18 protein-coding genes are annotated in these 26,757 nt (G+C 39.2%); 7 read left to right on the forward strand and 11 right to left on the reverse strand.

Annotated elements, in window-relative coordinates:
* Positions 1-143: 143 nt before the first annotated feature.
* On the reverse strand, positions 144-2,837 hold the full coding sequence (locus P20652_RS05840; RefSeq protein WP_033017677.1) for a CHASE domain-containing protein: 2,694 nt from the start codon (positions 2,835-2,837) through the stop codon (positions 144-146).
* Between the two features lie 775 nt (positions 2,838-3,612).
* Positions 3,613-4,011 carry a DUF2750 domain-containing protein gene (locus P20652_RS05835; protein ID WP_008170373.1) on the reverse strand — a complete coding sequence of 133 codons (399 nt, stop codon included), beginning with the start codon at positions 4,009-4,011 and terminating at the stop codon, positions 3,613-3,615.
* Positions 4,012-4,235: 224 nt separating this feature from the next.
* On the opposite strand from P20652_RS05835, the gene P20652_RS05830 reads away from it, so the two are divergent.
* From P20652_RS05830 to P20652_RS05800, 7 genes are all read left to right on the forward strand, one after another.
* Positions 4,236-5,279, forward strand: coding sequence for an alkene reductase (locus P20652_RS05830; RefSeq protein ID WP_008170375.1), 1,044 nt, complete (start codon positions 4,236-4,238; stop codon positions 5,277-5,279).
* A 192-nt stretch (positions 5,280-5,471) separates the two neighbouring features.
* Positions 5,472-7,745 carry a TonB-dependent receptor domain-containing protein gene (locus tag P20652_RS05825; protein WP_008170378.1) on the forward strand — a complete coding sequence of 758 codons (2,274 nt, stop codon included), beginning with the start codon at positions 5,472-5,474 and terminating at the stop codon, positions 7,743-7,745.
* 205 nt (positions 7,746-7,950) lie between these two features.
* Positions 7,951-11,250: an exodeoxyribonuclease V subunit gamma gene (recC, locus tag P20652_RS05820; protein ID WP_008170380.1), complete on the forward strand. Its 3,300-nt coding sequence runs from the start codon at positions 7,951-7,953 to the stop codon at positions 11,248-11,250.
* Positions 11,237-14,815: an exodeoxyribonuclease V subunit beta gene (recB, locus tag P20652_RS05815; protein WP_008170382.1), complete on the forward strand. Its 3,579-nt coding sequence runs from the start codon at positions 11,237-11,239 to the stop codon at positions 14,813-14,815. Before recC ends, recB begins: the two co-directional genes overlap by 14 nt.
* Positions 14,812-16,860 carry an exodeoxyribonuclease V subunit alpha gene (gene recD, locus P20652_RS05810; RefSeq protein WP_008170384.1) on the forward strand — a complete coding sequence of 683 codons (2,049 nt, stop codon included), beginning with the start codon at positions 14,812-14,814 and terminating at the stop codon, positions 16,858-16,860. Before recB ends, recD begins: the two co-directional genes overlap by 4 nt.
* A 6-nt stretch (positions 16,861-16,866) precedes the next feature.
* Positions 16,867-17,103 (forward strand): hypothetical protein, encoded by a 237-nt coding sequence (locus tag P20652_RS05805; protein ID WP_008170386.1) that lies wholly within the window; start codon positions 16,867-16,869, stop codon positions 17,101-17,103.
* A gap of 251 nt (positions 17,104-17,354) precedes the next feature.
* Positions 17,355-18,680, forward strand: coding sequence for a PAS domain-containing methyl-accepting chemotaxis protein (locus P20652_RS05800; RefSeq protein WP_008170388.1), 1,326 nt, complete (start codon positions 17,355-17,357; stop codon positions 18,678-18,680).
* A gap of 100 nt (positions 18,681-18,780) precedes the next feature.
* Here P20652_RS05800 and ttcA read toward each other — a convergent pair whose 3' ends face one another.
* The 9 genes from ttcA to P20652_RS18610 form a co-directional block, all read right to left on the reverse strand.
* Positions 18,781-19,695, reverse strand: coding sequence for a tRNA 2-thiocytidine(32) synthetase TtcA (gene ttcA / locus P20652_RS05795; protein ID WP_008170390.1), 915 nt, complete (start codon positions 19,693-19,695; stop codon positions 18,781-18,783).
* Between the two features lie 170 nt (positions 19,696-19,865).
* Entirely contained in the window at positions 19,866-20,792 is a 927-nt protein-coding gene (uspE, locus tag P20652_RS05790; RefSeq protein ID WP_008170393.1) for a universal stress protein UspE, read from the reverse strand.
* A gap of 114 nt (positions 20,793-20,906) precedes the next feature.
* Complete coding sequence (locus tag P20652_RS05785) at positions 20,907-21,644, reverse strand: FNR family transcription factor (RefSeq protein ID WP_008170395.1); 738 nt, start codon at positions 21,642-21,644, stop codon at positions 20,907-20,909.
* A gap of 40 nt (positions 21,645-21,684) precedes the next feature.
* Positions 21,685-22,356: a sulfite exporter TauE/SafE family protein gene (locus P20652_RS05780; RefSeq protein ID WP_008170397.1), complete on the reverse strand. Its 672-nt coding sequence runs from the start codon at positions 22,354-22,356 to the stop codon at positions 21,685-21,687.
* Positions 22,349-22,516 (reverse strand): cbb3-type cytochrome oxidase assembly protein CcoS, encoded by a 168-nt coding sequence (ccoS, locus tag P20652_RS05775; RefSeq protein ID WP_002963071.1) that lies wholly within the window; start codon positions 22,514-22,516, stop codon positions 22,349-22,351. Before ccoS ends, P20652_RS05780 begins: the two co-directional genes overlap by 8 nt.
* Positions 22,513-24,888 carry a heavy metal translocating P-type ATPase gene (locus tag P20652_RS05770; RefSeq protein ID WP_008170399.1) on the reverse strand — a complete coding sequence of 792 codons (2,376 nt, stop codon included), beginning with the start codon at positions 24,886-24,888 and terminating at the stop codon, positions 22,513-22,515. The genes ccoS and P20652_RS05770 overlap by 4 nt, the downstream gene beginning before the upstream one ends.
* An 8-nt stretch (positions 24,889-24,896) precedes the next feature.
* Positions 24,897-25,388, reverse strand: coding sequence for a FixH family protein (locus P20652_RS05765; protein WP_008170401.1), 492 nt, complete (start codon positions 25,386-25,388; stop codon positions 24,897-24,899).
* Between the two features lie 149 nt (positions 25,389-25,537).
* Positions 25,538-26,572, reverse strand: coding sequence for a cytochrome-c oxidase, cbb3-type subunit III (ccoP, locus tag P20652_RS05760; protein ID WP_008170403.1), 1,035 nt, complete (start codon positions 26,570-26,572; stop codon positions 25,538-25,540).
* A complete protein-coding gene (locus P20652_RS18610) occupies positions 26,569-26,754 on the reverse strand; it encodes a CcoQ/FixQ family Cbb3-type cytochrome c oxidase assembly chaperone (protein ID WP_024597380.1) in 186 nt (61 codons plus the stop codon). The genes ccoP and P20652_RS18610 overlap by 4 nt, the downstream gene beginning before the upstream one ends.
* Between the last annotated feature and the right edge of the window lie 3 nt (positions 26,755-26,757).

A 26,757-nucleotide genomic window follows, 5' to 3' on the forward strand; every position in this document is an offset into this window, starting at 1 on the left:
CGAGGGTTCGAATCCCTCTCCCTCCACCATTATTCTTAAACCCAGTCATTAATTTTACTGGGTTTTTAATGCCTGAAATCACAAAGCGCAGAGAGTTGGTTTAAGCTGTTTTATTTTTTAATCTAATACTATGTATAACTTGCTTAAATTTTGTTTGAGTTGCTTCTGCCTATGCTGATAATGTGTAGTGCCTTAATTAGTTCCTGTTTTTCAATAGGCTTTGAAACATAGCCATCGAATAGTTGTTTATAAAGCTGTTTTTGCTCTGTAAATACGTTTGCCGTCAGTGCCACAATAATTTGCTGACTATTTACTTGTTTAATTTTTTTGCATGCTTCAAAGCCATCCATTTTGGGCATTTGAATATCCATAAAAATAATATCTGGCTTTATTTTTGTATATAACTCAATGGCTTCAAGTCCATTTTTTGCTATTACTATATTTGCATTGGTTGGTTCAAGCATTGCTGATACTACAAGTTGATTAATTTTGTTATCTTCAGCTATTAAAATTGTTTTATTGGTTAAATTAGGGAATTCTAAATTTTTTGTATTTAGAATTATTGGTTTAACATCTGCTTGTTTAAGTGGCAAATAGACACAAAATTGGCTTCCAGAGCCCAGCTCGCTGGTGACTTTAATTTCGCCTTTCATTAAATTAATCAATGATTTTGTAATTGGTAGCCCCAAGCCAGTGCCACCATATTGCCTGGTAGTTGAGGTTTCAGCTTGTTCAAAGCGTTCAAATAATCTGTTTATAACATTTTTAGAAATACCAATTCCGGTATCAGAAATAATCCCACAGACTTTATTATCTTTCGTTAACTTAAATTCAACGGTAACGCCGCCATAATGGGTAAACTTAATTGCATTAGAGATTAAGTTTAAAAATACTTGCCTGAGCCTAACTGCATCGCCAATCCAATATTTATGTCCAATATTAGAAGTAAAGCGCAGATAAATATTTTTTTCGTTGGAGAGAATACTTAAATCTGACTCTAAATGGTTTATTAACTCGCTTAACTCAAAAGGTTTATTTTCAAGGGATAACTTGCCAGCCTCAATTTTAGAAAAATCCAGAATGTCATTAATGATTATTGTTAACGATCGGGAAGAATAAAGTGCTTTTTTTAAGAAATCTTTGGATTTATCGTTAAGGGGTTGTTCTTGTAGTAGCTGTAAAGTCCCTAAAATACCATTCATAGGGGTTCGAATTTCATGACTCATATTTGCTAAAAATTCTGATTTAGCTTTAGAGCTTTCCTCAGCAAGTTCTTTTGCTTTAGCTAGGGCTTCATCGTGTTTTATTTGTTGTGTTAAATCAAAGGCTATTCCTAAAAATCCAACGACTTGTGCTTTACTATTAAGTAAAGACGTTACGCTCAAACTTACTTGAATATGCTTACCGCTCGAATTTACATATGTCCATTGATTTACATCAGGTTGTGTTGGTGTGGCTTTAACGACTAATGTATTAAAATCTGGCTCTATCGGTTTTTTTAGCTCTTTAGTTAGTTGTTTTGCTTTTTTTACAATTTCATCTTTTATATGAAAAAGCCCTGGATTAGCAATGCCTATGACTTCGCTAGCTTTGTAGCCTAGTAGTTTTTCTGCTGCAGGGTTGAATTCAGTAATTAGGCCCATTTTATCTGTGGAAATAATTGAGTAGCTCGCACTGTCTAAAATACTACGCTGTAAAGTACTAATTTCTGCAATTTGTTGTGTACGTAGCTTTACTTCGGTCTCTAATTTTGAATTTGCGAATTCGAGTATATGTTTATGTTTTTTTGCCGCTTGTGCTTCAAATAGTGTTCTTTGAGTTTTACGGTGTATTAGTAGTTGCATCGCAAATACCAATAGAATGGCGATAATAGTAAAAAATAATCCGTTAACGAGTTCATGATAGCGATTAGGTAAATCCAAATTTTTAATAAAAGTGTCAGAGCCATAAAGTGTTACTTCCCAATCACGACCAATGACTTGGATAACAGTTGATACGTTAAATTTAGAATTACTATTTTTATCACCATAACTAAAAAATTCTAATTTAGTGTCTTTATTAATATCAGCAATTGTTAAATAGTTCTCATCTGTTTCCGACAAAGCGTCTAATATATTATTAATTAACAGAGGGGAGTATGCCCAACCAATTAAGTCTTCAAGTCGTTGTTGCTGACTTATTGGTGTGGTGGCTACTTTATAAATAGGAAGTAAAATTAGAAACCCTTGTTTAGTTTTACTACCAGCTTGCACTAACGTTATTGGGGCAGAGAGTTGAGCTTGACCTGTTATAGCAGATTTTAATGCAACATAACGTCGTATGTCTTCAGAACTAATATCTAAGCCAATGGCTTGTGCATTGTTTTTTTCAGGGAATATATATTGAATAATAAACAGGTCACTGTCATGAACAGATAATGTTTTTAAATTAAAGGTCTGATCGGGACGATCATTTTTAGCTAATTCTAAAAACGGTTCGAGTAAGTTTGGTGTTATCTTTTTTATAAAACCAATGCCATTTGCCCCAGGAAATTCTAAAGAGTAATTTCTACTATTTGAGTAATTTGAAATTGTTTCATAGTTTAAATGAGTTATGCCTATGCCGTGTATAAACCCCTTTAAGCCAAATAAACCATATTTGTATAAGTTTACTTTATTACTAATGCCTGTGCTAAGTGAAGTGAGTCGATTATTTAAAGCCGTTAAAACTTTTAAATCTAACGCTTGTTGATATTTAGTGTGCTGAGTATAGGTATAAATAATACCAATAGTGAGAATAACAAATTGAGCTGCTACTTTTAGCATTACCCCTTTATTATCCCTATATTGTAAACTCATCAACTCACCCTTTTTTGTGTTGTTATTAGACTGTGTATATCTTTTTATTTGACTAAATATAGCACTTATTTTTAAGGTTACAACGTTGATTTTTTTATAATTGACAGTAGCTTATATAAATTATAAAACAAGATTATTTACAATAAAAATGTGCTTGTAAATAATTTTAATTAACTCGCGTATTGCCCTTTCATGATTAATTTGTTCAATTCACAAAGATCCACACGCCCTAATAAAAACAAAAAACATGGCAAGCGTTTATAGGTATTGATTTAAAAGCTTTAACTGCGGGATTAAAAACTCAGTTTTATTACACTAATGGTACTGGTGCTGAAAATTCTGTTTTAAGTAAATTATATTGAGGCGCTGTTGAAGATACGGGCTATTAATACATCGATACGATGTTGAACTGATATAAGGGTTGAGTTTTTGGTGGTTGGTTTTAGATTACAATACAAAAAACAGGAATGTTGATTGCGTTAAAGGTGATGGAGCTGATCACCGAGTGTATTGATTACACGATTAATTTTTAAATGGTATGTGTATTAACGTGTTTAGCCCAATAAAAATTAAAAGTGTTATCTATAAAAAAGCGACTTACTTATTTACAGTAGTCGCGTTTTAAATGTTGTTTTAAACCTAGATGGACACCTTAGTACTCTGTGTGTTTGGCGTTTAAATAATTATGTGAGGCACAATTATTCTTATATACACATTAAACAACTTAACCTAGCTACACTGACGTAGTTCAATCTCTGAAGATCAATAGAGTACTTTAATTTAGGTTAGTATTTTTCTTTGGTGCTTTTAATTGTTTTTCAAATTCATCTGAAAACAATATTGTTCCGTCGTCGTCTTCAGTAGGGAATGCAGCAATAAGTAGGTCATCTTCTTCAAGACCCGGTGTCCAGCGGCTAAACCAATCTGCAAGAGGAATCGCTTTAGCGCTGCAGCCAGCCCATTCGCCAGTTGCCCATGCTTCTGCAAATTCTCGAGTAGGCCAAACTGGAACGCAGTCGTCATCTTCGTTGGCTAGCATAACGCAGCCATCATCGTCGTTTAAAATCCATACTTGTTTAAATTGTTGCACGGTTTCGAACATATAGGCGAGACGTTTTTTTGCTCCAAGTCCTAAAATTATTGCTTGTTGTTCGCTTAGGTTTGATGTTGTCATAATTAGTTCACTCTTAATTAGTATATCTAAATTATATGCACACAAGTATATCGAGTTATATGACAGAGTGTTGAAAAGTTGCTATTTAATTTCATTAATTAAGATCGATTTTGTGTATTGAACAGTATAATCTCACACTAATTTGAGCGATCATTCAAAATAAGCTTGAATGTTTGTAAAAAGGCCACATTGTAGTAGGCACATATTTAATGAAGGATTGAAAAATGACAACTGATTTACTTGCTCCGTTTAAACTAAATAACACCATAGAACTTAAAAACCGCGTACTTATGGCGCCACTAACCCGTTGTATGGCTGATGATAACTTAGTACCAACGCAAGATGTAGTTGACTATTATGCTCGCCGTGCCGAAATCGGTTTAATTATTAGCGAAGCAACTATTATTCGTCCAGACGGACAAGGTTACCCAAATACACCGGGTTTATTTACCAGCGAGCAGATTCAAGGTTGGAAAAAAGTAACTGACGCAGTACACGCTAATGGCGGCAAAATGTTTGCACAGCTTTGGCATGTTGGCCGTGTTGCACATCCTCACTTTTTTGATGGCGATGTACTTGCACCATCGGCAATTGGCGTTGAAGGGTCTGTACCACGTATGCGTGAGCTTACATACATCACACCAAAAGCAGCCACAACTGATGATATTAAAAGCCTAGTTGCTGACTTTGCAAAAGCAGCTGAAAACGCAATTGAAGCAGGCTTTGATGGGGTTGAGATTCACGGTGCTAATGGTTATTTAATTGACCAATTTTTACATTACGCTGCAAATACACGCAGCGACGAATACGGTCAAACGCCTGAAAATATGTCGCGTTTTGCACTAGAAGTAACAGATGCGGTTATTGCTGCTGTAGGCAACGAGCGTACTGCTTTGCGTTTAACACCAGGTGCTTACTTTAATATGAGCGAAGATAACCGTGATAAAGCGGTATTTGATTATTTATTACCAGAACTTGAAAAGAGAGAGCTTGCGTATCTACACGGTGGAATTTTTGACGACAGCACTACGTTTGATTCTCTTGAAGGCAAAACAACCTCTGAATTTTTACGAGCAGGTTACAAAGGCACATTAGTTGGTGTGGGTAGCTACAGCTTTGAAACAGCAAAAGAGGCGATTAACGACGGCAAGTTTGACTTAATAGCGATAGGTCGTCCACTTATTGCAAATCCAGATTATATTAGCAAGGTTGCAAACGGTGAAGAGTTAGTACCGTACAGCGATGAAATGCTAGCTGAATTGAAATAACAGCTAATTATATAGTTATTAAGACACCCAAAGGTAAACCTTTGGGTGTCTTTTTTTTGTACATATTCCCGCCATAAATCTTCCATATTTGTTTAATTTTTATGTAAATAAAGTTCATCCTCGTTGTCATATTTAAAATTCATACTGTGCCCGTTTTCATAACAATTTTTAATAAAATCAAACGGGACAACAATGTACGCTTTAAAAAGTAAATCGCTTTTGAGTATGGCTATTGCCATGGCTTTATCAACCTCTGCTTATGCTAACGACAACACCATAGAAGAAGTAACCGTCATAGCTAAGCCAACGAGTTATGCTAATAATGTTATTGAGCCTGCAATGCTTGAACAACAAAGTTCGGTATCAAGCATATTATCGGTTATTGATAACTTGCCTGGTATTAGCATAAACGAAGGTGATGCGTTTGGTGGCGACGATTGGTCTACTACAATTACAATGCGTGGCTTTAGTATAGATGGGAACCAACAGCAATTAGGTATGACGGTAGATGGCATTCCCAATGGTGGCTCTAATTATGGCGGTGGCGCTAAAGCTAACCGATATCTTGACAGCGAAAACCTTGCAACGGTTGAAGTAGGTCAAGGCACCTCTGATATTAAGTCGGCTTCGCTTGAAGCATTAGGTGGTACATTTAACTTTGTAAGTAAAGACCCAAGCCTTGAAAAATCGACTACGTTTGCTTATACCTCAGGCAGCCACGATGCCACTCGTTATTATGTAAAACACGAAACAGGCACTATTTTTAGTAATACACGCGCGTATGTTAGTTACTCGCAAACAGATACAAGTCGCTGGATTGGTTCAGGCAGTAATGGCGGTAAAGATAATCAACATGCTGAAGTTAAGTTTGTATCTAATTTTAACGATTTAACACTCACCGGGCGTTTATCTTACGATGATGTAAGTGAAACAAATTACAACAGTGTAAGCCTTGAGCAGTTTGAGCAAACACCAGATTGGGATCAGCTAACATGGAATTGGACGGGAGTTCCACATTTTGACCAAATGTTCGCAGAAGGTTGGGGAACGCTTCGTGAAAACACCTTAGCGTATTTAAAGTTTGAATACGCTATTTCGCCAAGCTCATTGTTAACAGTAAGTCCTTATTATCATAAAAATTCAGGGCGGGGCGATTGGATCCCACCATATTTAACAACGCCTGTTGATGAAAATGGCGACCCAACTCTAGAGGGCGGCACTAATGCAGGCTCTTATGGTTTTGCTGATAGTGAAGGCAACCCGCTTGCACCAAATGCCGATTGTACGCAAAGTTTGAGCTGGCCATGGGAGTCGGGTCCTGGTTTAAATCCTGCGTGTTACGATACAACAGCAACACCGGTTATGTCATACCGCCATACGCATTACAACAAAGATCGTTTAGGTTTAACGGCAAACTACCAAGCTACGTTTGGCGATCACGATATAGAAGCGGGCTTTTGGTATGAGCAAAGCGAGCGTGATGAGTCGCGTGATTGGCATAAAGTTATAGATGCACGCATATATCATCACTATGACAGTTCGCCATATTGGACTCAATACAAAAACACGTTTGAAACCGACACGTTTAAATGGTATGCACAAGATTCAATAGTGCTTAGCGATTTTACGCTTAACTTAGGTGTTAAAAAGTACCTTGTTGATATTGAAAAGTACGACCATTATGAAAATGCAACAACAGCCAAAATAAATAGCGATTCTGATGTACTCTTCAGTGGCGGTATTTTGTATCAGTTAAATGATTCTACAGAGTTATTTACCAGCTACAGCGAAAACTTTGCAGCGATTAAAGATGGTGTGCTTGAGCGCGACAGCTCTGACTTATCAGCTATAGAGCCAGAAACCGCTGAAAATATTGACCTAGGTATACGTTATCAAAATAGTGAATTAAAATTAACGGCAACGGCTTATTTAATTGAGTTTAACAACCGTATTACCTTTATTGCACCAGGCAGCGATACGGGCGGTATTGATTACACTATTGGTACTAATGGTTCATACTTAAACGTAGGTGGTATTGAGTCTAAAGGATTAGAACTATCGGCAAGTTATATGCTAAGTCCAGAATGGAATGTGTACAGTTCATACACAAATAATGACTCAGAGTACAAGGGTGATGCACCGGGTTTTGAAGCTGGCGATAAAGTTATAGACTCAGTGGATGATTTGTTTGTGCTATCTACAGACTACTACAATGGTGATTTTCGCTTTGGTTTATCAGCTAAGTATACCGGCGAACGTGGTGAAGTTGATAGCTACACTTCGCTTGACTTAAATGCGGGTTACTCGGCTAATGTTGATGCAGGTCCATTCAAAGCTGTTGATATAGCATTTGTAGTTTATAACATAACCGACACAAGTTATTTAGCAGGCGGTACAGGTAATGGCACTACTTACTTTATAGGAGCACCTCGTACAGCCGCTGTTACTTTAACCGCTACTTTTTAATAACTAAGCAAGTTTAAAGTAAGTATTTTTTAGCCCATCAATGATGGGCTTTTAACTATAAAATATATCTTCTTATTTTGTTTCAGCGCTTATAAATAAAACGTTTTATAACTCTCTGATTTATTAAAGCTAATTACCCGTTTACGCTACCCCTACAATTGAAAATATCTTACACTGGTTTTATCTCAAAAAAGGTCAGTGTTATATGCTAAATATTATTCAATCAAACCGGATGGAAGCCCTGCAAGCGCAGTTCCACCAGCTGTTAAAAGTAAACCCATTGCAAAGCCCGTTCGACAAAGAAGTAGTGCTAGTGCAATCGCCGGGTATGTCGCAGTGGTTAAAAATAGGTTTGAGCGAAAACTTAGGGGTCGCAGCGCAGGTGGATTTTCCGCTGCCGTCGAGCTTTATTTGGCAGTTGTATCAGCAATTGCTGCCAAATGTCCCTAAAGAGTCGGCATTTAATAAACCCAACCTTGCTTGGAAACTGTTTGCAATTTTACCAAACTGTATTGACGAGCCGTTATATTTGCCGCTAAAAACCTATTTAGAGGGCGATATTGACGGGCAAAAAACCTTTGCGCTGTGCGAAAAAATAGCCGATGTGTACGACCAATATTTAATGTACCGACCGCACTGGATAGCCACATGGGATAGCGGCAAAGATGAGCTTGATGACGTAGATGTAGCCATTGCCCCATGGCAACCTGATTTATGGCGACGCATTGTAAAACTAAGCCAAGAGCTTGGGCAAAGCCAATTTCATCGCGCTAACATGCAAGGGCAATTACTTACAGCACTTGAGACGATGGACAATAGCTTACTGCCACAACGCATTAGCTTATTTGGTATATCGGCGATTGCCAGCTCCCAGCTAGACGTATTTGAAGCGCTGAGTAAAAAAACCGAGGTTATATTATTCTTTTTTAACCCAAGTGAGCATTACTGGGGCGATATTATAGATGAAAAAACAGCAGCTAAAATAAGCGCTAAATACGCCAAAATGCCGCTGGTGGAAGCGCAACAAAAAAAACAAACCAATCCAGATGAAGAATACTACTTTATAGGTAATCCGTTGTTGTCGTCGTGGGGTAAATTAGGTCGCGACTATTTTGAACAACTTGTGCAGCTAGATGCCCGTTGGATTGATGGTTTTATTGATGTGTTTGACGACACCTTACTAGGGCAAGTGCAAAGCGAGATTTATCAGCTTGCGTTTAAAGGTGAATCGCTGACCGATAACAAAGAGTGGTTTATAAACGACGAAGGTAAATTACCAATCAGCGCAACCGACACCAGTATTACGCTAAGCGATTGCCATACACCGCTTAGAGAAGTTGAGCGCTTGCACGACTACTTACTTAACTTATTTAATCAAAACCCAACGCTTACCCCCAAAGACATAATTGTCATGATGCCCGATGTAGGCACTTACAGCCCCTATATTGAAGCCGTATTTGGCGGGGCACAAGGCAGCCGCTTTATTCCTTATGCATTGGCTGATTTAGCCATAGAGCAAGAAAAGCCCGTGCTTAGCTCATTTGCGAGTTTAGCTAACTTACCGTTTTCGCGCTTTGGTGTGTCGGATATTCTCGATTTATTACAAGTGACGCAAATAGCCGAAAAATTTGGGCTTGAAGCACACGAATACGAGCAAATTCAATATTGGCTTGAACGTGTAGGCGTTAAATGGGGTATAAACGCAGCGCATAAAAGCAGCTTTGATTTACCCGCTATCGATTTAAATACCTGGCAACACGGGCTCAACCGTTTACTGCTTGGCATTGCCATGCGCGACGAACAATGCCCGTTTAACGGTATTTACAGCGCTGATGAAGTAGAAGGCATGGCGCTTGATACACTCAATAAGCTCGTGCACTTTATTGATGTACTGCAAAGCTTTAAAGAGCAGCTAACGCCCGATGATACGCTCACTAATAAAGCGCATATTTTAAGCGAGCTATTAAACGCCATATACGAAAGTGAAAGCGACGACAGCTGGGATTTATTAGTACTTCAAAACGTGCTCGAAGAGTTACAAAAGCACCACGACAACGGCGATTACAGCAAAGCGGTTTCGCAGCGTATTGTCAGTTACTTAGTTAAACAAGGCATTCAAGAAAAAGGCGTAGGGCAGCGATTTTTGGTCGGGCAAGTAAACTTTTGTACGCTTATGCCCATGCGCGCCGTACCATTTAAAGTGGTATGTATGCTTGGCTTAAATGATGCCGACTACCCGCGTAACGTACAGCCTATTGGTTTTGACTTAGTGCCTTATTCTAAAAAGCAAAAAGGTGACCGATCACGTAAATTAGATGACCGTTACTTATTTTTAGAAGCGCTATTAAGTGCCCGCGACAACTTATACATGAGTTACATTGGTCGATCGTGTTTTGATAACCAACCGCGCATGCCATCAACGCTTGTAAGTGAGCTGTTAGAATATATTGGGCGTAGTTTTGTATTAAGCGATAAAAGCGAAAAAACGCTGCCAGCATGTTTAATTAATCAGCAGCATTTACAGCCCTTTAATAGCCATTACTATTTAGCCGATGAGCAAGCTAGTACTGTGCTGAGCAACCACAGTTACAATCCAATTTGGCTGCCAAGTGAGTCAATTAAACCACAGCCGGTTATTGCGCTTGATGTGACTGTGCCAGATCAGCTAGATCTCGATGTGTTTATTAGAAGTGTGTGCAGCGCACAAGAGAGCTTTTATCAACAAACATTGGGCTTACGCCTGCCACAATTTAACGAAGTAGCAAAAGACGAAGAACCCTTTAGCCTAGATGCGCTGCGCCGTTATTTTTACCTTGATGAAATACTTAAAGCCAATATAAACGAGCAACCACTAAGTACCGAGCAAATACTGCAGCGGGGTGAGTTACCTCAAGCCAATGTAGGCAGCCTCATATTTGAGAGTATGGAGCACCGAGTTGATGCGCTTGCAGGGCAAGTAAAAGAGCACATTAAAGGCGGAAAAAGTGAGCCAATAGAAGTTTTGCTTACCATTGAAGGCACTAAAATAGAGGGCTGGCTCAATCATGTGTATTTGCAAAAACAAGTGTTTTACCGCAGTGCGAGTATTAAAGCGAAAGATTTAATTAAAGGCTTTATTTATCACCTTGCAGCGCAAAGTATGGATCAACAAGTAGAAACATTGTTACTTGGGCTCGATAAGCAAATTACCTTTGCGCCAATTAATAAAGCTGATGCCGATGCATTGTTACTTGATTGGTTTGAGTTATACAAAGCGCTGCGCGCAGAGCCTGTGCCATTTTTTCCGGTAAGTGGTTATGAATACGTTAAAAGCGGCGGCGATATAACAAAAGCAATGAGCAAATTTAGCCCGCAATACATAGGGCGAGGCGAGGGCGAAAACCCGTATATTCGCTTAACGGTGCAATCGCTAAACGACTGCCAAGAAGAATTTATAAAATGGAGTGATAAATTGCTCACGCCTTTATTTGAACACGCAAAGGAGAGTGACCATGCAAGCGCTTAATCCTCTTACTATGCCGCTCATTGGTCAAAGCTTAATAGAAGCCAGTGCGGGTACCGGCAAAACTTATACAATTACGGGGCTGTATTTACGTTACTTACTAGGTATGCAAATAGAGGGTGAGTTAAATACGCCGCTCAGTGTTGAGCAAATTTTGGTAGTAACCTTTACCGACGCTGCCACCCAAGAAATTAAAGACCGCGTGCGCAGCCGAATTATTGCTGCGCGCGACGCATTGCTTGGGCAAGACCCAAATGACGAACTCATTGAAGGCGTAATTGCCAAAATTGACGATAAACACCGCGCGTTTGATTTGCTCGATGCAGCTGCTAAATCAATGGACGAAGCCGCTATTTTTACCATTCACGGCTTTTGTCAGCGGATGCTAAAACAACATGCGTTTGAGTCGGGTGTGGCGTTTAATCTCGAATTTATTTTAGATGAGCGCGACATACTGCTCGAAACCATTAAAGATTTTTGGCGCGCGTTTGTATACCCACTTAATAAAGAACGCACCGATGCTATTTTAGATGTATTTGCCGCACCAGAGGCTTTATTCGCTCAAGTGGCGAGCATTTTAAACAAAGCTAATGCGCACATTACACCACAAATAAATTTAGATGATGTATGGAAAGCCCGTGACGAGTACATAACCCTTGTGCCTGCATTTAAAAAAGCGGTGTTAGAGCAAGAGTTTATCGGTGCTATTAAAAGCTCGGGTTTAAGCGGGTCTAAAACGCCAGCACGAAAAGGCAGCCTGGGTGCGCTTGAAGCATTTTGTTTAGGCGGCGATTTATTTTTTGAATTTGGCACTAACAAGTATTCGTTTGAAGTATGGAGTACAGAAAACCTAAGAGATGCAGGCAACTATAAAAAGAATCAGCCATTATTTGTGCATCCATTACTGAGTCAGTTTGACGAGCTTGCCGCCCTTAATAACACCATAAACCAAGGGCTTAAAATAGCAGTTATACAACATGCAGCACGCTGGGTAAAAGCTGCAATAGTTAAGCGCAAGCAAGAGCAAAGCGTGATCACCCCAGATGACTTATTGACCAATTTACACAGTGCGCTTAATAACGAGCAAGGCGACGTACTGGCGCAAAAAATTGCGCAGTTGTTTCCGGTTGCCATGATTGATGAATTCCAAGATACCGATCCGATTCAGTACGGTATTTTTAGTAAAATTTATGGGCAACAAAATACCACGCTTGCCATGATAGGCGATCCCAAACAGGCTATTTATGGCTTTAGGGGCGCGGATATTTTTACGTATATTGGCGCAAAAGAAGCTGTACAGACTGATCAGCAATTTACGCTGGGTACTAACTTTCGCTCAAGCACCGATATAGTCAATAGCGTTAATAGTTTATTTGGCAAACACGCTAACAGCTTTATTTATAACGACGCCATACCGTTTAACGCAGTAGCTGCTAAAGGCAAAAAAGCGGATGACTCTTTTTTAATTGATGGCAAACCTGCTACCGCATTCGAATTTAATGTATTTGTAGATGAAGCCGCCGATGAAAAGAACAAACCAACTAACAAAGGTGTAGGGCAAGCGCATTTAGCCACTCACTTTGCGAATAAAATAGTGACCCTGCTTGAAAAAGCAAAACAAGGGGATGCGTGTATTGGCAGTAACCCTGTAAGTGCTGCTGATATTTGTATATTAGTGCGCGACCGTGTTGAAGCGCAAATAATGAAAAAAGCGCTAGATGATGCCAAAATTTCCAGCGTGTATTTATCGCGAGAAAGCGTTTTTAGCCAAGAGCTTAGCCATCATTTACTTAACTTTTTAACAGCGCTGCATGGTCAATATGACGAGTCATTGCTGCGCGGTGTTTTAGCCGGACCACTATTTTGTTTAAGTTATAACGAAATACACGCACTCGCTGATGATGAAAATAAATGGCAAGACTACTTAAACTTTTTTGCACAGCTTAGCCACATTTGGAACAAGCAAGGCGCTATGGCAATGCTTGAGCGCTTAATGAGCCATAACCAGCTTAGCGCTAAATGGCAAGGATTGGGATATAACGTTGAGCGTTGGCTGACGGACTTTAGGCATTTGGGCGAAATACTTCAGCAAAAACAAATAGAGCTTGAAGGTACGCTGCGTTTGCTGCGCTGGTTTGCACAGAAGGTAAGCCAACAAGATGGCGAAACAGTACAAGTGCGCCTAGAAAGTGACGCCAACTTAGTTAAAATTGTCACTATGCATGCCTCAAAGGGGCTTGAATACCCTTTGGTATTTATGCCGTTTGCCAGTGGCTATCGCGAGACAAAAGAAGCGCTTTATCATAATAATGGCAAGCTAGTTTACGATTTAAGTAAAGACGAAGATGCCCTTCAAAAAGCAGAGCAAGAACGCCTAGCTGAAGATTTACGCCTGCTTTATGTAGCACTTACTCGCGCCGTACATTTTTGTGCGCTTGGTGTTTATAACATTGGGCAAGGACAAAGTAGCCGCTTGGCTATGCAAAGTAGTGCACTAGGACACGTGTTATTTGCAGGGCTTGAACTTGCCAGTAGCCAAACATGGCGCACGCATTTAAGTGAGTTTTGCGACGCTAATAGCGCGATGAGCTATCAGCAATTTACCTCACAAACGTTATTAAAGCAGGGAACACTTTGTTTTAATAACAGTGAAAGTGCCCAGCAAACGTTAAGTGTTAATAAAGTAACAGCAAACATTGAGCGTAATTGGCGAGCAACTAGCTTTAGTGCATTGAGCTTTAAAAAGCACAGCGACCAATTAGCCCCAGGGCGAAGTGATGAAGATCACGAAAAAGACGAGTTTGCAGTGCAAGAGGACGAACTACCATCACCTTATAGTTTTCCTAAAGGGGCAAAGCCCGGTAGCTGTTTACACGAAATATTTGAACAAATAGATTTTACTAGCCCAATAGTTCACCCAACTAATAGCGATCAAAACTTATCTGAGGTAGTTAAGCGCAGCCTTGAAAAATACCACATAGGTGAGCAATGGCGAGAAGTGGCTGAAAAATGGGTGCTTGATGTTCTTGCATGCCCCCTAGATAACAGCTCTTTAGAAAACGGGCTTCTTTCATTGGGTGTGCTCACACCCAAAGATTGCCTAGTCGAAATGGAATTTAATTTACCACTTGGGAGCTTAAGTGCACCTAAGCTAAACGAAATGCTGGTTAAACATTTTGGCTTTACGCAAAGTAAGCTTGAATTTTCGCACGTAAAGGGCTTGTTAAAAGGCTTTGTCGATTTAATATTTTGCTACCAAGGCAAATATTATATTTTAGATTATAAGTCTAATTATTTAGGCAGTACGCCAGCTGATTACGAGAGCGACATGCTTGATCAAGCGATGAGCAGTCATCAGTATCATTTACAGTATTTAATTTACACCGTAGCGCTGCATCGTTTATTAAAGCAACGTATAGCTGATTACTCAATAGAAACCCATTTAGGCGGCGTGTATTACACGTTTTTACGTGGAATGCCGGCAGGGCAAGGCGTGTACTTTAAAAAGCTAACTGTAGAGCAAGTAACTATTTTAGATGGCTTATTTAGCCAAGGAGCTATGCTATGAGCGATTTAAATAAGCAACCTGGATTGTTTGACGATATTGACGAGACACTTAATAATGAAGCCGCAGAGCCTCTTACTTCAAAAAATGTAGCACAAGATGCCCCATTAGAGGACATTGTGTTAAATAATACGATTACCGAAGTCCCGTTACTTGAGTATTTATTAGCGCAAAATCGACTGCGTGTAGTTGATGTGAAGCTCGCTGAATTACTGTGTGCTAATGACATTGAGCAAACTCACAATGAACTGTTTTATATTATTTTATTGCTGTGCTTATCGCAGCAAAGCCAGCATAGCTGCCTAACTTTAAATGAGGTTGATTGGAGTAATCCTTTTAACTTGCGCAACAGTGACTTTAATAAACTCGATGGCAATGTACCCAGTACGCTAAGCCCGTTTAGTGATGACTTTAATGTACATACAGCGCTTAGTTATTTACAAAGCCATGAAAGCGTAGGCGAAAATAAACCACTGCAACTGTTTAACGAGCGACTTTATTTTGCGCGCCTTGCTGGTTATGAGCAAACGCTCGCGGACAGGCTATTAAGTATGAGCGAGCGAAAGCTCAATATTAATAATGAAGTATTGGCAGAACTTTTAAATACCTATTTTCCTGCTGATTCAACAATTGAAACTGATTGGCAAAAAGTGGCGTGTGCGATTGCCGCCACCAAAGGCTTTAGCGTGATCACGGGTGGCCCAGGTACAGGTAAAACTACCACAGTGACTAAGTTGCTGGCTATTTTGCAGTCGCTTTATAAAACCGCGCCGCTTAGCATCAAGCTGGTGGCACCCACTGGTAAAGCAGCTGCACGTTTAAGTGAATCTATTTTAGGTGCCAAAAATAAGCTCACAACGATTCCTGATGATATAAAAACGCTGATCCCGCAAAGCGCTCAAACTATTCATCGCTTATTAGGTGTAAAACCGTTTACTAATAAATTTAGGCATAACAAAAGCAATCCGCTGCATTTAGATGTACTAATTATTGATGAAGCCAGTATGGTCGATTTATCGCTGATGGCTAAATTAATAGAAGCACTGCCCGCGCACGCGCGATTAATACTCCTAGGTGATAAAGATCAGCTTGCCTCGGTAGATACCGGCAGCGTAATGAGCGATTTATGCCAAGGTTTAACACTTGGGCAAACGCCAAGCTACTCGCAAGCACGTTGTGATGAGCTAAATAGCTTATGTTTTAATAATGAGCCTAAGCTCGTAGCGCAAAGCGTAAGTGAGTTTAAACTCGCAGATTGCATTGCCTTTTTACAGCACAGTTATCGATTTGACGCACAAAGCGGCATTGGTCAACTCGCACTTGCGGTAAACACCAATAACACCGGTATATTAAATTACGTTGAGCATCAAAGTACTGAAGGGCGCTTTAACGATGTAATTTTAGATTACGACTTTGTAGCAAAACCAATTGAAAAGCTCGTTAAAAGTGCAGCAAGTCATTATGCAAAATACCTTAACTTAATTGCTCAAGGTGCAAGTGTTGCACAAGTACATACTGCTTTTGCTAGTTATCAGCTTTTAGCTGCAGTGCGAGAGGGCGATTACGGCGTGCATAGCTTAAATCAGCGAATAGAGCGTGTGTTGCAACAGCAAGGTTTAATCACCGTAAGCCCTAATACAAACCATTACACAGGCATGCCTATTATGGTGAGCCAAAACGATTATCAGCTTAAGTTATTTAACGGTGATATTGGTATTTTAATGCCCGATGAAAGTGGGCAACTTAAAGCCATATTTATTGATGAGCAAGGTAACCAGCGAACGTTTTCGCCCGCACGACTCCCAGCGCACGATAAAGTCTATGTAATGACCATTCATAAATCACAAGGTTCAGAGTTTAGCTACACAGCCATGGTACTGCCACCGCTAAAACAAGCGCGCATCGGTATTAACAGGCAATTAGTGTATACGGGAATAACCCGCGCTAAAAACACCTTTGAGCTGGTGGCTGACAAAAAAGTATTACTACTTGCAATGAATAAAAGTGTATCAAGAGCATCGGGCTTGTATGAACGGCTAAAAATGTGAGGTTTTATGAACGATAATTTTAAAATTAGTCGTTTAAAGACTGATTTTGGTACTTTTCGTGTTTCGGGTAAATATTGTGTTAAACGTGCCGATATAAAAAATATAGATATACAAACGCTTGAGATGATGGGAACTGATGGCTGGGTGTTAGTAAATCATACCAGTGCGCAATCGGTATCATGCATCGATAAGTTACTACCTCAGTTAGTGCAGCATTTATGCAATGATGACTTAAGTAACTGAACATTTTAATAGGTTTAATACATAAATTTGACGAGTAGTACGGACAAATATTTGACTTATAAATGGGCTATATTAAAGTAATGAAGGCTAAAAATGTGCTGGTTTGTGTATTTTTTAAGTTTCAAGTATTCGGTTTATTTTAAGTGGCAACATCCCTTAAAACTATTAAGGTTGTTGTTATTTATCGCGTTATGGTAAATATCTTCTATATTTAAATTAATTTTATATCGAACGGATTAGCAGGGATATTAATGTTTTTTTCTAACAGTAAACAAAACGAAATAGCATCATTAAAAGCTGAACTTTACCCACTACAGCAAGTGTGGGAAGGACTTTACCGTGAGATGTTGGTACTCAATATCCTCTATGATGGGCGAATTTCGCACGCCAATGATCAGCTGTTAGAGTTTTTAGGTTACAGTGATGATGAATTAACTAACAACCCATTTAGTGATTTTCTAACCGATCAGTCTCGTCAATCAAATGAGTATAAAAATTTAGAAAAAGCAATAAAAAAAGAAGGGCATTGGGGAGGCGCATTACAAATAATACGGCGTGATGGCAAAGCTGAATGGTTACGTTTAATAGTACATCCTGTAAAAGGGGAGCAAGATCAGTTGCTCTATTTTTCTATATTTGGGACTGTGCTTACGAAAACTATTACGGCTTCTCGCGAGCAAAGCGACACTATTAAAGCAATATATCGCTCTATGGCGGTAATTGAATTTGATTTAGAGGGCCATGTTTTAAAAGCAAATGATCAGTTTTTAGCAGCAATGGGCTACCAAGAAAGTGAGTTAATAGGAAAGCACCATCGGACATTTTGTGAAGCTTCAGAATATAATTCTCAAGAATATCTGCAATTTTGGGCCAAATTAAGAGAAGGGCGGTTTATTGCTGAGCGTTTTAAGCGCGTAGATAAACATGGCAACATTGTTTGGCTAGAAGCGTCATATAACCCAATCTCAAATGACGCGAATGAGCTTTATAAAGTAATGAAGTTCGCGACTGTTATTACGGATCAAGTAAATCAAGAAATTGCCATATCACAAGCCGCCGAGATTGCTTATAGCACCTCAACACAAACAGATAAAAAAGCAGCGCAAGGTGCGAGTGTTATACAAAATACAGTTGCTGTAATGACTGAGTTGGCTATTAACATGGAGCAAGCTGCGAGTGAAATTTCAGCGCTTGATCAGCAGTCGCAACAAATATCGAGTATTGTACAAAGCATCAGCAGTATTGCTGAGCAAACAAATTTATTGGCATTAAACGCCGCCATTGAAGCGGCAAGAGCTGGTGAGCAAGGTCGAGGATTTGCTGTTGTAGCTGACGAAGTTAGATTGCTTGCATCGCGTACCTCAAAAGCGACTGAAGAAATAGTAGAAGTAGTACAGCGTAATCAATCACAAACACAAAATACGGTTGATGTAATTGAAAAAGGTAAAGAAAAAGCAGAGCAAGGTTTAGCATTATCTAAAGAGTCGGGTGATGTAATGCAGGAAATTCAAGAAGGCGCGCAAGAAGTAGTGAGCGCTATTGGGCAATTTACCAGTGAACTAAAAGTTAACGGCTAGTGGGCTTAGTTTGCTCTTCGTAAAAAATCTCAAGGTGTAGCGCAGAACTACCCATAGGAATATTTAGGGGTTTGTATAAAATACAAACCCCTAAATTTAGTTAGCTTAAATTTAGGGTTACTACGTTTGGTGATTCTTCTTCGTCAAGTTCACTATTAACAGGCACTTTAGGAATATCTGGCTTATCCAGCGCTATATCGCCGCCATCAATGACTTCGCCTGTTTGTAAGTTTTTAAAATCAAATAGATCGGCATCAGCTAAATGAGAAGGCACTACATTTTGAATCGCAGTAAAAATACTTTCGATACGACCAGGGTGCTCTGTATTCCATTTAGCCAGCATTGCTTTTGTATGTTTACGTTGTAGGTTTTCTTGTGAACCACACAGGTTACACGGAATAATAGGGTAACCTTGTGCAAACGCGTATTGGCTTATATCGCTTTCTTTACAGTATGCTAGCGGTCGAATGACCATATGCTCGCCGTTATCGCTCATCAATTTGGCTGGCATGCTTTTTAGTTTTCCACCGTAAAACATATTTAAAAACAATGTTTCAATCATGTCGTCTCGGTGATGACCAAGCGCTATTTTAGTCGCGCCTAATTCTTTTGCTGTGCGGTACAAAATACCACGGCGCAAGCGTGAGCAAAGTGAACAGGTTGTTTTACCTTCAGGAATAATATCGGTAACAATACTGTAGGTATCTTCTTCTACAATTTTGTATTCAACATTTAATTTATCAAGGTACTGGGGTAAAACATGCTCAGGGAAGCCTGGTTGTTTTTGATCAAGATTTACAACAAATAAATCAAATTTTATTGGTGCTACACGTTTTAAATGCTGCAGCATTTCTAGCATGGTGTAACTATCTTTGCCACCAGAAAGGCAGACCATTATACGGTCGCCTTCTTCAATCATATTGAAGTCCATAACGGCTTGACCAGTTTGGCGACGTAAACGCTTTTGAAGCTTATTTAAGTTAAATTGCGCTTTAGCTTGATCTGAGTGTGACAATTACGCCCCCTAGTAAAACAATACAGCAAGGTTATTTGCTAAAAATTAAGGGGCGTATTATACCCAAACCACTTGAATATGCGAGTTTAGGATGTAATTAAAATTGATTTAAACATGCCTTATTAACACGTAAAAATAACTCGCTTATAACTTGTACATAAGGCTTAAAATTAACCCTTTGCCAAAGGGCTAACATAACCATCAGGCTTTAACGCCAGTACGTCACAATCTAAGCTATCAATTACATGCTCTGCTGTATTGCCAACGAGAGCGGCACTTAAGCCGGTGCGACCAACAGTACCAATAACGACTAACTCGCTGTTTAATCGCTTAGCTACATCAGGAATTACATCCTCAGGTAGGCCTTCTTCAATAAAACATTGGTTTTGGTTTAACTTAAATTCAGCAGCGAGTGTATTGGTTGATTCACGGTGGTGTTGTTTAACCGATTCGTTATAAATATTGGGGTTAAACTCAGGGATTTCTATGGCGATATTGATAGGTGTTGCAGGGTAGGCATTAACTAAATTAAGTTTTGCGTTGGCGAGTTCACATAAAAACAGCGCATCTTTAATAATACGTTTGTTGAGTGCTATGTGTTCTTCATTTTCACTCACTGCATTTATAGCCGCTAAAATATTACCGTTTGCTGGCCACGCCATTTCTTTTACAAACAATACAGGTGCGGGGCATTTACGTACTAAGTGCCAATCGGTAGGGGTAAAAATAACTGATTTAAGTGCACCATGTTGGTGAGTGCTTTTAATGACTAAATCGTATTTTTGCTCAATTACAGTATTGATTATGGCTTCGTATGGACGGTTATGCCAAACTACTTGGGTTTCAATATTTACATCTTTGAGAGGAGAAATTAAATCTTCTAGCCATAGCTCACGGTCTTTGATGACTGCAGCGCGCATGGCTTCGCGTTCATCACCAGAGAGCATTGTAGTCATTTCGTAAGAGAAGTCGTAAACCGTCATAAAGGCGGTAATACTTGCCCCAGATTTTTTAGCTAAATCGATTGAACGTGCTAAGCCGTGTTGATCATCTTTGGTGGGGTCAATAACTGCAATAATGCGTTTAATCGTGTTCATGTGCTACTCCATTTACTTAACGGGTGTATTTTAGTGTAACTTAAATACAAAACAGTTAAAGGGCTAGCACATAATTTATTGTTCTAAATCAAAATATCAAGTCTACTCAATAAACTAGCAAGGTTTAATTATTGCGGCTGTTTTAGCTAAGGCATCATTATCTAAAATGGTAATAAACTTACCTTCAACTTTAATTAAATCAGCTTTTTGAAAACGACTTAATAAACGGCTTATGGTTTCTACTGTTAGACCTAGGTAATTACCAATTTCACCACGGGTCATTGTAAATCTGAATTCTTTACGCGAAAAGCCACGCTCGCCAAAACGTTCTGACAAGTTATAAATAAAACTCGCTAAGCGTTCTTCAGCTGATTTTTTATTAAGTAACAACAGCATTTCTTGATCGTATGTAATTTCCGTGCTCATTAAACGCATTATTTGTTGACGAAGCTTTGGTAATTTACCCGATAGTTCGTCAAGCGTATCGAATGGAATTTCGCATACCATCGACGTCTCGAGTGCTTGTGAAAAACTAGGGTGCGTCATTTTACTTATTGCATCAAAACCAACTAAGTCGCCAGCTAAGTGAAAGCCGGTAATTTGCTCGTCGCCTTGCTCCGATAACGTATATGATTTAAAAGAACCAGAACGCACGGCATAAATAGCTTTCAACGATGCACCAGATTCAAACAAAAAATCGCCTTTATGAAGAGGTTTTTTCCGTTCAATGATCTCGTCAAGCCTATCCATTTCTTGACCATTTAGTGAAAATGGTAAACATAATTGACTAATACTGCAATTATTACAGCTAATAGCACAATTTCCTTTAGCACGACTTTGAGAGAAATCCATAATTCAATCCGTTTAAATTTTGTACACGACGTTATTAAGATTAATGCACTAGCTTATCGGTTGCAATAATCAATAGATAGATACCATACCAGATTATGACACTACCTAATACAATTCGGGTCCAAGGATGGTTAATAATACTATTTAGTTTTTGTGCGGTAACGCCTAACGTGATCATTGCCGGAAAAGTACCTAGGGCAAAGCAAAGCATTACTAACGCCCCATCTAAGGCACTAGGGCTAGTCATGGCCCATGTTAAGGCAGAGTACACCAAACCACAAGGCAGCCATCCCCACAAAGCACCGTAACCTAGGGCTTTAAAAGGAGAGTTAATAGGCATTAAATATTTATTCAGCTTAACAATGTGTTGCCACACCAAGGTTTTACCAATCTTCTCTAACCATTGCAACGTAGGGCCCAAACGCATTATATACACGCCGACTAGGAGCATAAAAATAGCTGCAATGAACGAAAGTACTAAAGAGAAGGAGGTATTTTGCCTTGCAAATTGGCTGCTAATACCAGCAACAAGTGCACCTGCTGCCATATAGCTCAGTGCACGGCCAATATTATAAGCAAATGAATAGGTCAATGTTTTACGTTTGTCACTTGCCAGTTGTAATGAGCTTGCAATACCGCCACACATAGCAATGCAATGACCGCTACCGATTAGCCCCATTAAAAATGCGCTAGTATAAAGAGGGTCAATCATTACTTTTGTTATGTTGCTCTTTGTCGTCTTCAAACAAAATACTATGACCTTGCTTGTTTAAGTCAGAAAACTGCTCGCTTTTTACAGCCCAAAAAAACACACCAATAGCAATAATGACAAACAAAATGGCAATGGGGATCAAAATGTAAATTATGCTCATAACTTTAATAGCCTCAGTGAATTACTAATCACAATAATTGAGCTGGCAGACATGCCAATAACAGCCATCCAAGGAGCAACTAAGCCCAACGCTGCAAGTGGTAATATAGAAGCATTATACAACAAAGACAGTGCAAGATTTTGCTTAATAATACGTCTGGTTTGTTTGGCAACATTAAGTAAATGACCAATGGAGGCTAAATCGCTATTAAGCAGCACGACGTCGGCGCTATTTTTTGATATGTCTGCACCTGTTTCCATAGCAATTGATAAGTGCGCGCTGGCAAATACCGGGCTGTCGTTTACACCATCACCAACCATTGCAACGATTTCGTTTTGTGAAGACCAACGCTCAACGGCTGTTTGTTTATCTTGTGGTGAACATCCAGATTGCACACTTTCAAGTTTAAGTTGTTTTGCTACTTTTTGCCCTGCATCTGACGCGTCACCGGTTAACATATGACACGTTAAATTTTGCGATTGAAGTGAGTCTATAAGCTTTTTAGCATCGTTTTTCACTTTATCAACAAAGTAAAAGCGTGCAACAACCTGCTTATTTATATACAAGCTTGCTTGTGCATTTGATTTTTTGCTATCAAACCAGCCACTTTTACCAATGGCGTAATGATTGTTTTCATCTTGTGCGCTAATTCCCAGCCCTGGATGTACTTCAACATTATCAAAATGGTGATGCTCAGGTGTAATTTCATCAAATGCACTGGCGATGGGGTGTTCAGAATAACGCTCTAACATGGCAGCTATATCGAGCACTTGCGCTTTTGTATATTGTTTATCGATTATATCTACTTCATCAAGGCTAAATTTACCTTGCGTAAGTGTGCCTGTTTTATCAAATGCAAATAGCGTAATTTGTGAGAGTGTTTCGAGGACATGCGCTTGTTTTATTAATACGCCTTTGCGAGTAAGCGTTGCCACTGCACATGTAAGCGCGGTAGGTATGGCTAAACTCAGCGCACATGGGCAGGTAGCAACTAAAACCGAAATAGTGATCCAAAATGCATGTTCGGGATCAATTTGGTACCAGCCAATAGCTGTAAGTGAAGCAAATATAAGCAAACACGCTATAAACCATTGCGCTACTTTATCTGTAATTTCAACTAGTTTAGGGCGCTTGGTTAATGCGTTGTGTTGCAAACGTATAATTTGATTTAAAAGTGTATTTTGACCAATTTTATTAATTTTTATTTCAATAACGCCGTCGTGGTTAACGCACCCGGCGTAGACATTATGGCCAATAAATTTTGTAACGGGTTGATGTTCCCCCGTCATCATTGACTCATCAACTGTGGTTTTACCTTTAATTAGTTCGCCATCGGCAGGAATTGTTTCGCCGGCTTTAATAAGTACTACGTCATTAAGTTTTAGTTTTTTGGCTGCAATTATAAGCTCTTCGCCACTTTCGTTAATGGTGCGGGCTGTTAATGGTAATAATTTTTGTAAATTGGCAGTAAATTCACTGGCTTTTAAACGCGCTCTAAATTCAAGGTATTTACCTAATAACAGTAAAAAAGTAAACATGCACACAGATTCAAAATAGACCTCGCCCACTTCCATAAATGTGGCGTAACAGCTTGCACTGTAAGCGCCAAAAATAGCGAGCGATACGGGTAAATCCATATTGAGCTGTTTAGCTTTTAAGCCATTTATAGCGTTGGTCAAAAAGGGCAGTGCACTGTATAAAATAACGGGTGTGGCCAGTACTAAGCTAATCCATCTAAAATACTGCTCAAAGTTACTGTCCATGCCTGAAAACATGCCAAAGTACATGGCAAATGCAAACATCATAACTTGCATGGTCATTAAACCTGCAACACCTAAGCGGCGAATATAAGCCTTGGCAGTTTGTTGTTTTTGTTGGGCTTCAATATCAGCTTGAAATGGGTAGGCTTTATAACCAATCTTAGCAAGTGCAGTAATAACTTCACTCAATGGAGTGCTGGTTTTGTCCCATTGAATCATCGCGCGATTGGTGGATGTATTTACATCAACCCGTTTTACAGTATTTAGGTTTAAGAGTTGTTTTTCAATAAGCCATGCACACGCTGCGCAGGTTATACCTTCAACGCTTAACAATACCTCTGAGATATTATCGTTAGTGGCTATAAATTCGTCTTGAATGTCTTCGTTGTCATAACTTTTTATAAATGCGAGTTGTTCAGGTACTAGTTGTTCAACTTTTCCTGCGCGGACGGTTCGGTATTTATAATAATCTGTCATACCTTGGTCAACAATATTTTGCGCAACAGCTTGGCAGCCAATGCAACACATTGGCTGCGCTTTATCGTCAATTATAACGTTTGCACTAAATCCGTTAGGTACACTTTCAAGGCAATGAAAGCAAGAGTTAGACATAGTAATAACTACTTATAGTTAGGGGTAACTAAAACGGCTTTTTCAGTTGGTAATGCTATATTTTCTTTCATTTTCCAACTGCCATCTATTGGCTCAATAAAGACTGAGTAGGCACCGGTTGTATACTCATTAAGTAGTGCAGTAAATTCTTGATTTGCATTTGGAGTGAGCGTTGCCTCAAAGTCGTGCTCTTTTATGGTGCGATGATAGAACGACAGTTTTAATGCATTTATATTACTGGTGTCGCCTTTGGTAAATTTAAAGCTTACACGTTCATTAGTGACATTTAAGTCGCCATGTAGATAAAGCGCTTTTGCTTTTTCAAACTTTGTAAGTTCTAAGTTTATAGCTTTACCTTTTTTGTAGTAGTCGTCAACAACCATATCAGGGCCGTTACCTATTGCTGTAATAAATAAGCTAATGCAGCCAATAATGGCAACTAACGGAAAAAAGATTAAAAACCAAGGCCAAAAATTTTTATACCACGGAGTAGGTTGCATAGTGTCTCTAAAATTAGTTTAGGAAGCGTTATTTTATAGGAATTATACGTAAAAGACTAAAAAAAAGCCTCACAGTGGAGGCTTTTTTGATCTGGATTAATCTATTGAATTAAATAAATTAATTTATAAACATTTTATTAACCGTATACTTATTTATCCTGCGATAAACTGTAAACATAGGCTGTTAATAAGTGAATCTTATCTTCACCTAAAATGTCTTTCCATGCAGGCATTACACCAGCACGGCCGTGGTTAAGCGTTTCTTCAACAGCACGTTGAGAACCACCGTATAACCAAATATTATCAGTCAAGTTGGGTGCGCCAAATGGAAGGTTATGTGCAACCGACCCTTTACCGTCAGCACCGTGACATGCGGCACACATTGCAAACTTAGCGGCACCTGCCTCTGCGTCTTTTTGGTTAACAGTACGACCAGAAAGGCTCAGCACATGTGCTGTCATTTCTTTAACACCTTGCTCGCCAAGAGCAGCGCCCCAAGCTGGCATTGCAGCAATACGACCAAGCAATAATGTTTCTCTAATTTTGTCTGGTGTACCGCCATATAACCAATCTTTATCAGTTAGGTTAGGGAAGCCAGTTCCACCACGCGCATCAGAGCCATGACATTGCGAACAGTTTTGCGAGAATAAACGCTGACCAATTTCAATGGCTAATTGACCATCTGTTTGCTCATGCTTATCGCCATTTTCAAGCGCAATTTGCTGCGCTGCGTCACCTTCAAACTTAGAACTAACTAAATCTAAAACAGGTACTTGTGCAAGTCGATTAAAAATAGGACCAAAGCGTTCTTCTGCAGCTTCGTATTCTTTATCAAGTTTCACAAAGCGACCATCTGCTTTTGCATCTGCAACTGCTTGTTTAGATTCGGCTAAAGAGGTAATACCTTGATTAGAACTCGTCCATTTACCTAAACCTTCCCAGTTACCTAAACCTGGAAACATAGCTAAATATACAACAGCCCAAATAAAAGTAGCGAAGAACATGTAAGTCCACCATTTTGGTAGTGGGTTATTTAGCTCTTCAATGCCGTCAAATTCATGTCCACAGCTTTCACCTTCTTCTACGCCAGCATAGTTTTTTAAGTTCCAAACTAATAAGCCAAAGATGATGCATAAGCATGCAAGGGTTAATACAATAACCCAAATACTCCAAAAGCTAGTCATTTTTCAGACTCCTTTTCCTCGTTAGAGAGTGTGTTGTTATGTTTTTTTTCATCTTCGAAAATGGCATTAGCAGCGCTATCAAAACGATTTTTGCTACGCTTGCTGTATGCCCATACAACAATCACAATAAACAATACTAAAATTACCAGAGTCAAAATGCCTCTGTATGTTCCGTAATCCATAAT

Source organism: Pseudoalteromonas sp. BSi20652 (assembly GCF_000239855.1).
Lineage (GTDB): Bacteria > Pseudomonadota > Gammaproteobacteria > Enterobacterales > Alteromonadaceae > Pseudoalteromonas.

Coding starts and splice junctions, on each gene's coding strand:
- P20652_RS05840 (WP_033017677.1), bottom strand. CDS start 2,837: ATGAGTTTACAATATAGGGATAATAAAGGGGTAATGCTAAAAGTAGCA.
- P20652_RS05800 (WP_008170388.1), top strand. CDS start 17,355: ATGTTTTTTTCTAACAGTAAACAAAACGAAATAGCATCATTAAAAGCT.
- ccoP (WP_008170403.1), bottom strand. CDS start 26,572: ATGACTAGCTTTTGGAGTATTTGGGTTATTGTATTAACCCTTGCATGC.
- P20652_RS05805 (WP_008170386.1), top strand. CDS start 16,867: ATGAACGATAATTTTAAAATTAGTCGTTTAAAGACTGATTTTGGTACT.
- P20652_RS05785 (WP_008170395.1), bottom strand. CDS start 21,644: ATGGATTTCTCTCAAAGTCGTGCTAAAGGAAATTGTGCTATTAGCTGT.
- ccoS (WP_002963071.1), bottom strand. CDS start 22,516: ATGAGCATAATTTACATTTTGATCCCCATTGCCATTTTGTTTGTCATT.
- P20652_RS05770 (WP_008170399.1), bottom strand. CDS start 24,888: ATGTCTAACTCTTGCTTTCATTGCCTTGAAAGTGTACCTAACGGATTT.
- P20652_RS18610 (WP_024597380.1), bottom strand. CDS start 26,754: ATGGATTACGGAACATACAGAGGCATTTTGACTCTGGTAATTTTAGTA.
- P20652_RS05780 (WP_008170397.1), bottom strand. CDS start 22,356: ATGATTGACCCTCTTTATACTAGCGCATTTTTAATGGGGCTAATCGGT.
- P20652_RS05835 (WP_008170373.1), bottom strand. CDS start 4,011: ATGACAACATCAAACCTAAGCGAACAACAAGCAATAATTTTAGGACTT.
- recC (WP_008170380.1), top strand. CDS start 7,951: ATGCTAAATATTATTCAATCAAACCGGATGGAAGCCCTGCAAGCGCAG.
- recB (WP_008170382.1), top strand. CDS start 11,237: ATGCAAGCGCTTAATCCTCTTACTATGCCGCTCATTGGTCAAAGCTTA.
- uspE (WP_008170393.1), bottom strand. CDS start 20,792: ATGAACACGATTAAACGCATTATTGCAGTTATTGACCCCACCAAAGAT.
- recD (WP_008170384.1), top strand. CDS start 14,812: ATGAGCGATTTAAATAAGCAACCTGGATTGTTTGACGATATTGACGAG.
- P20652_RS05765 (WP_008170401.1), bottom strand. CDS start 25,388: ATGCAACCTACTCCGTGGTATAAAAATTTTTGGCCTTGGTTTTTAATC.
- P20652_RS05825 (WP_008170378.1), top strand. CDS start 5,472: ATGTACGCTTTAAAAAGTAAATCGCTTTTGAGTATGGCTATTGCCATG.
- P20652_RS05830 (WP_008170375.1), top strand. CDS start 4,236: ATGACAACTGATTTACTTGCTCCGTTTAAACTAAATAACACCATAGAA.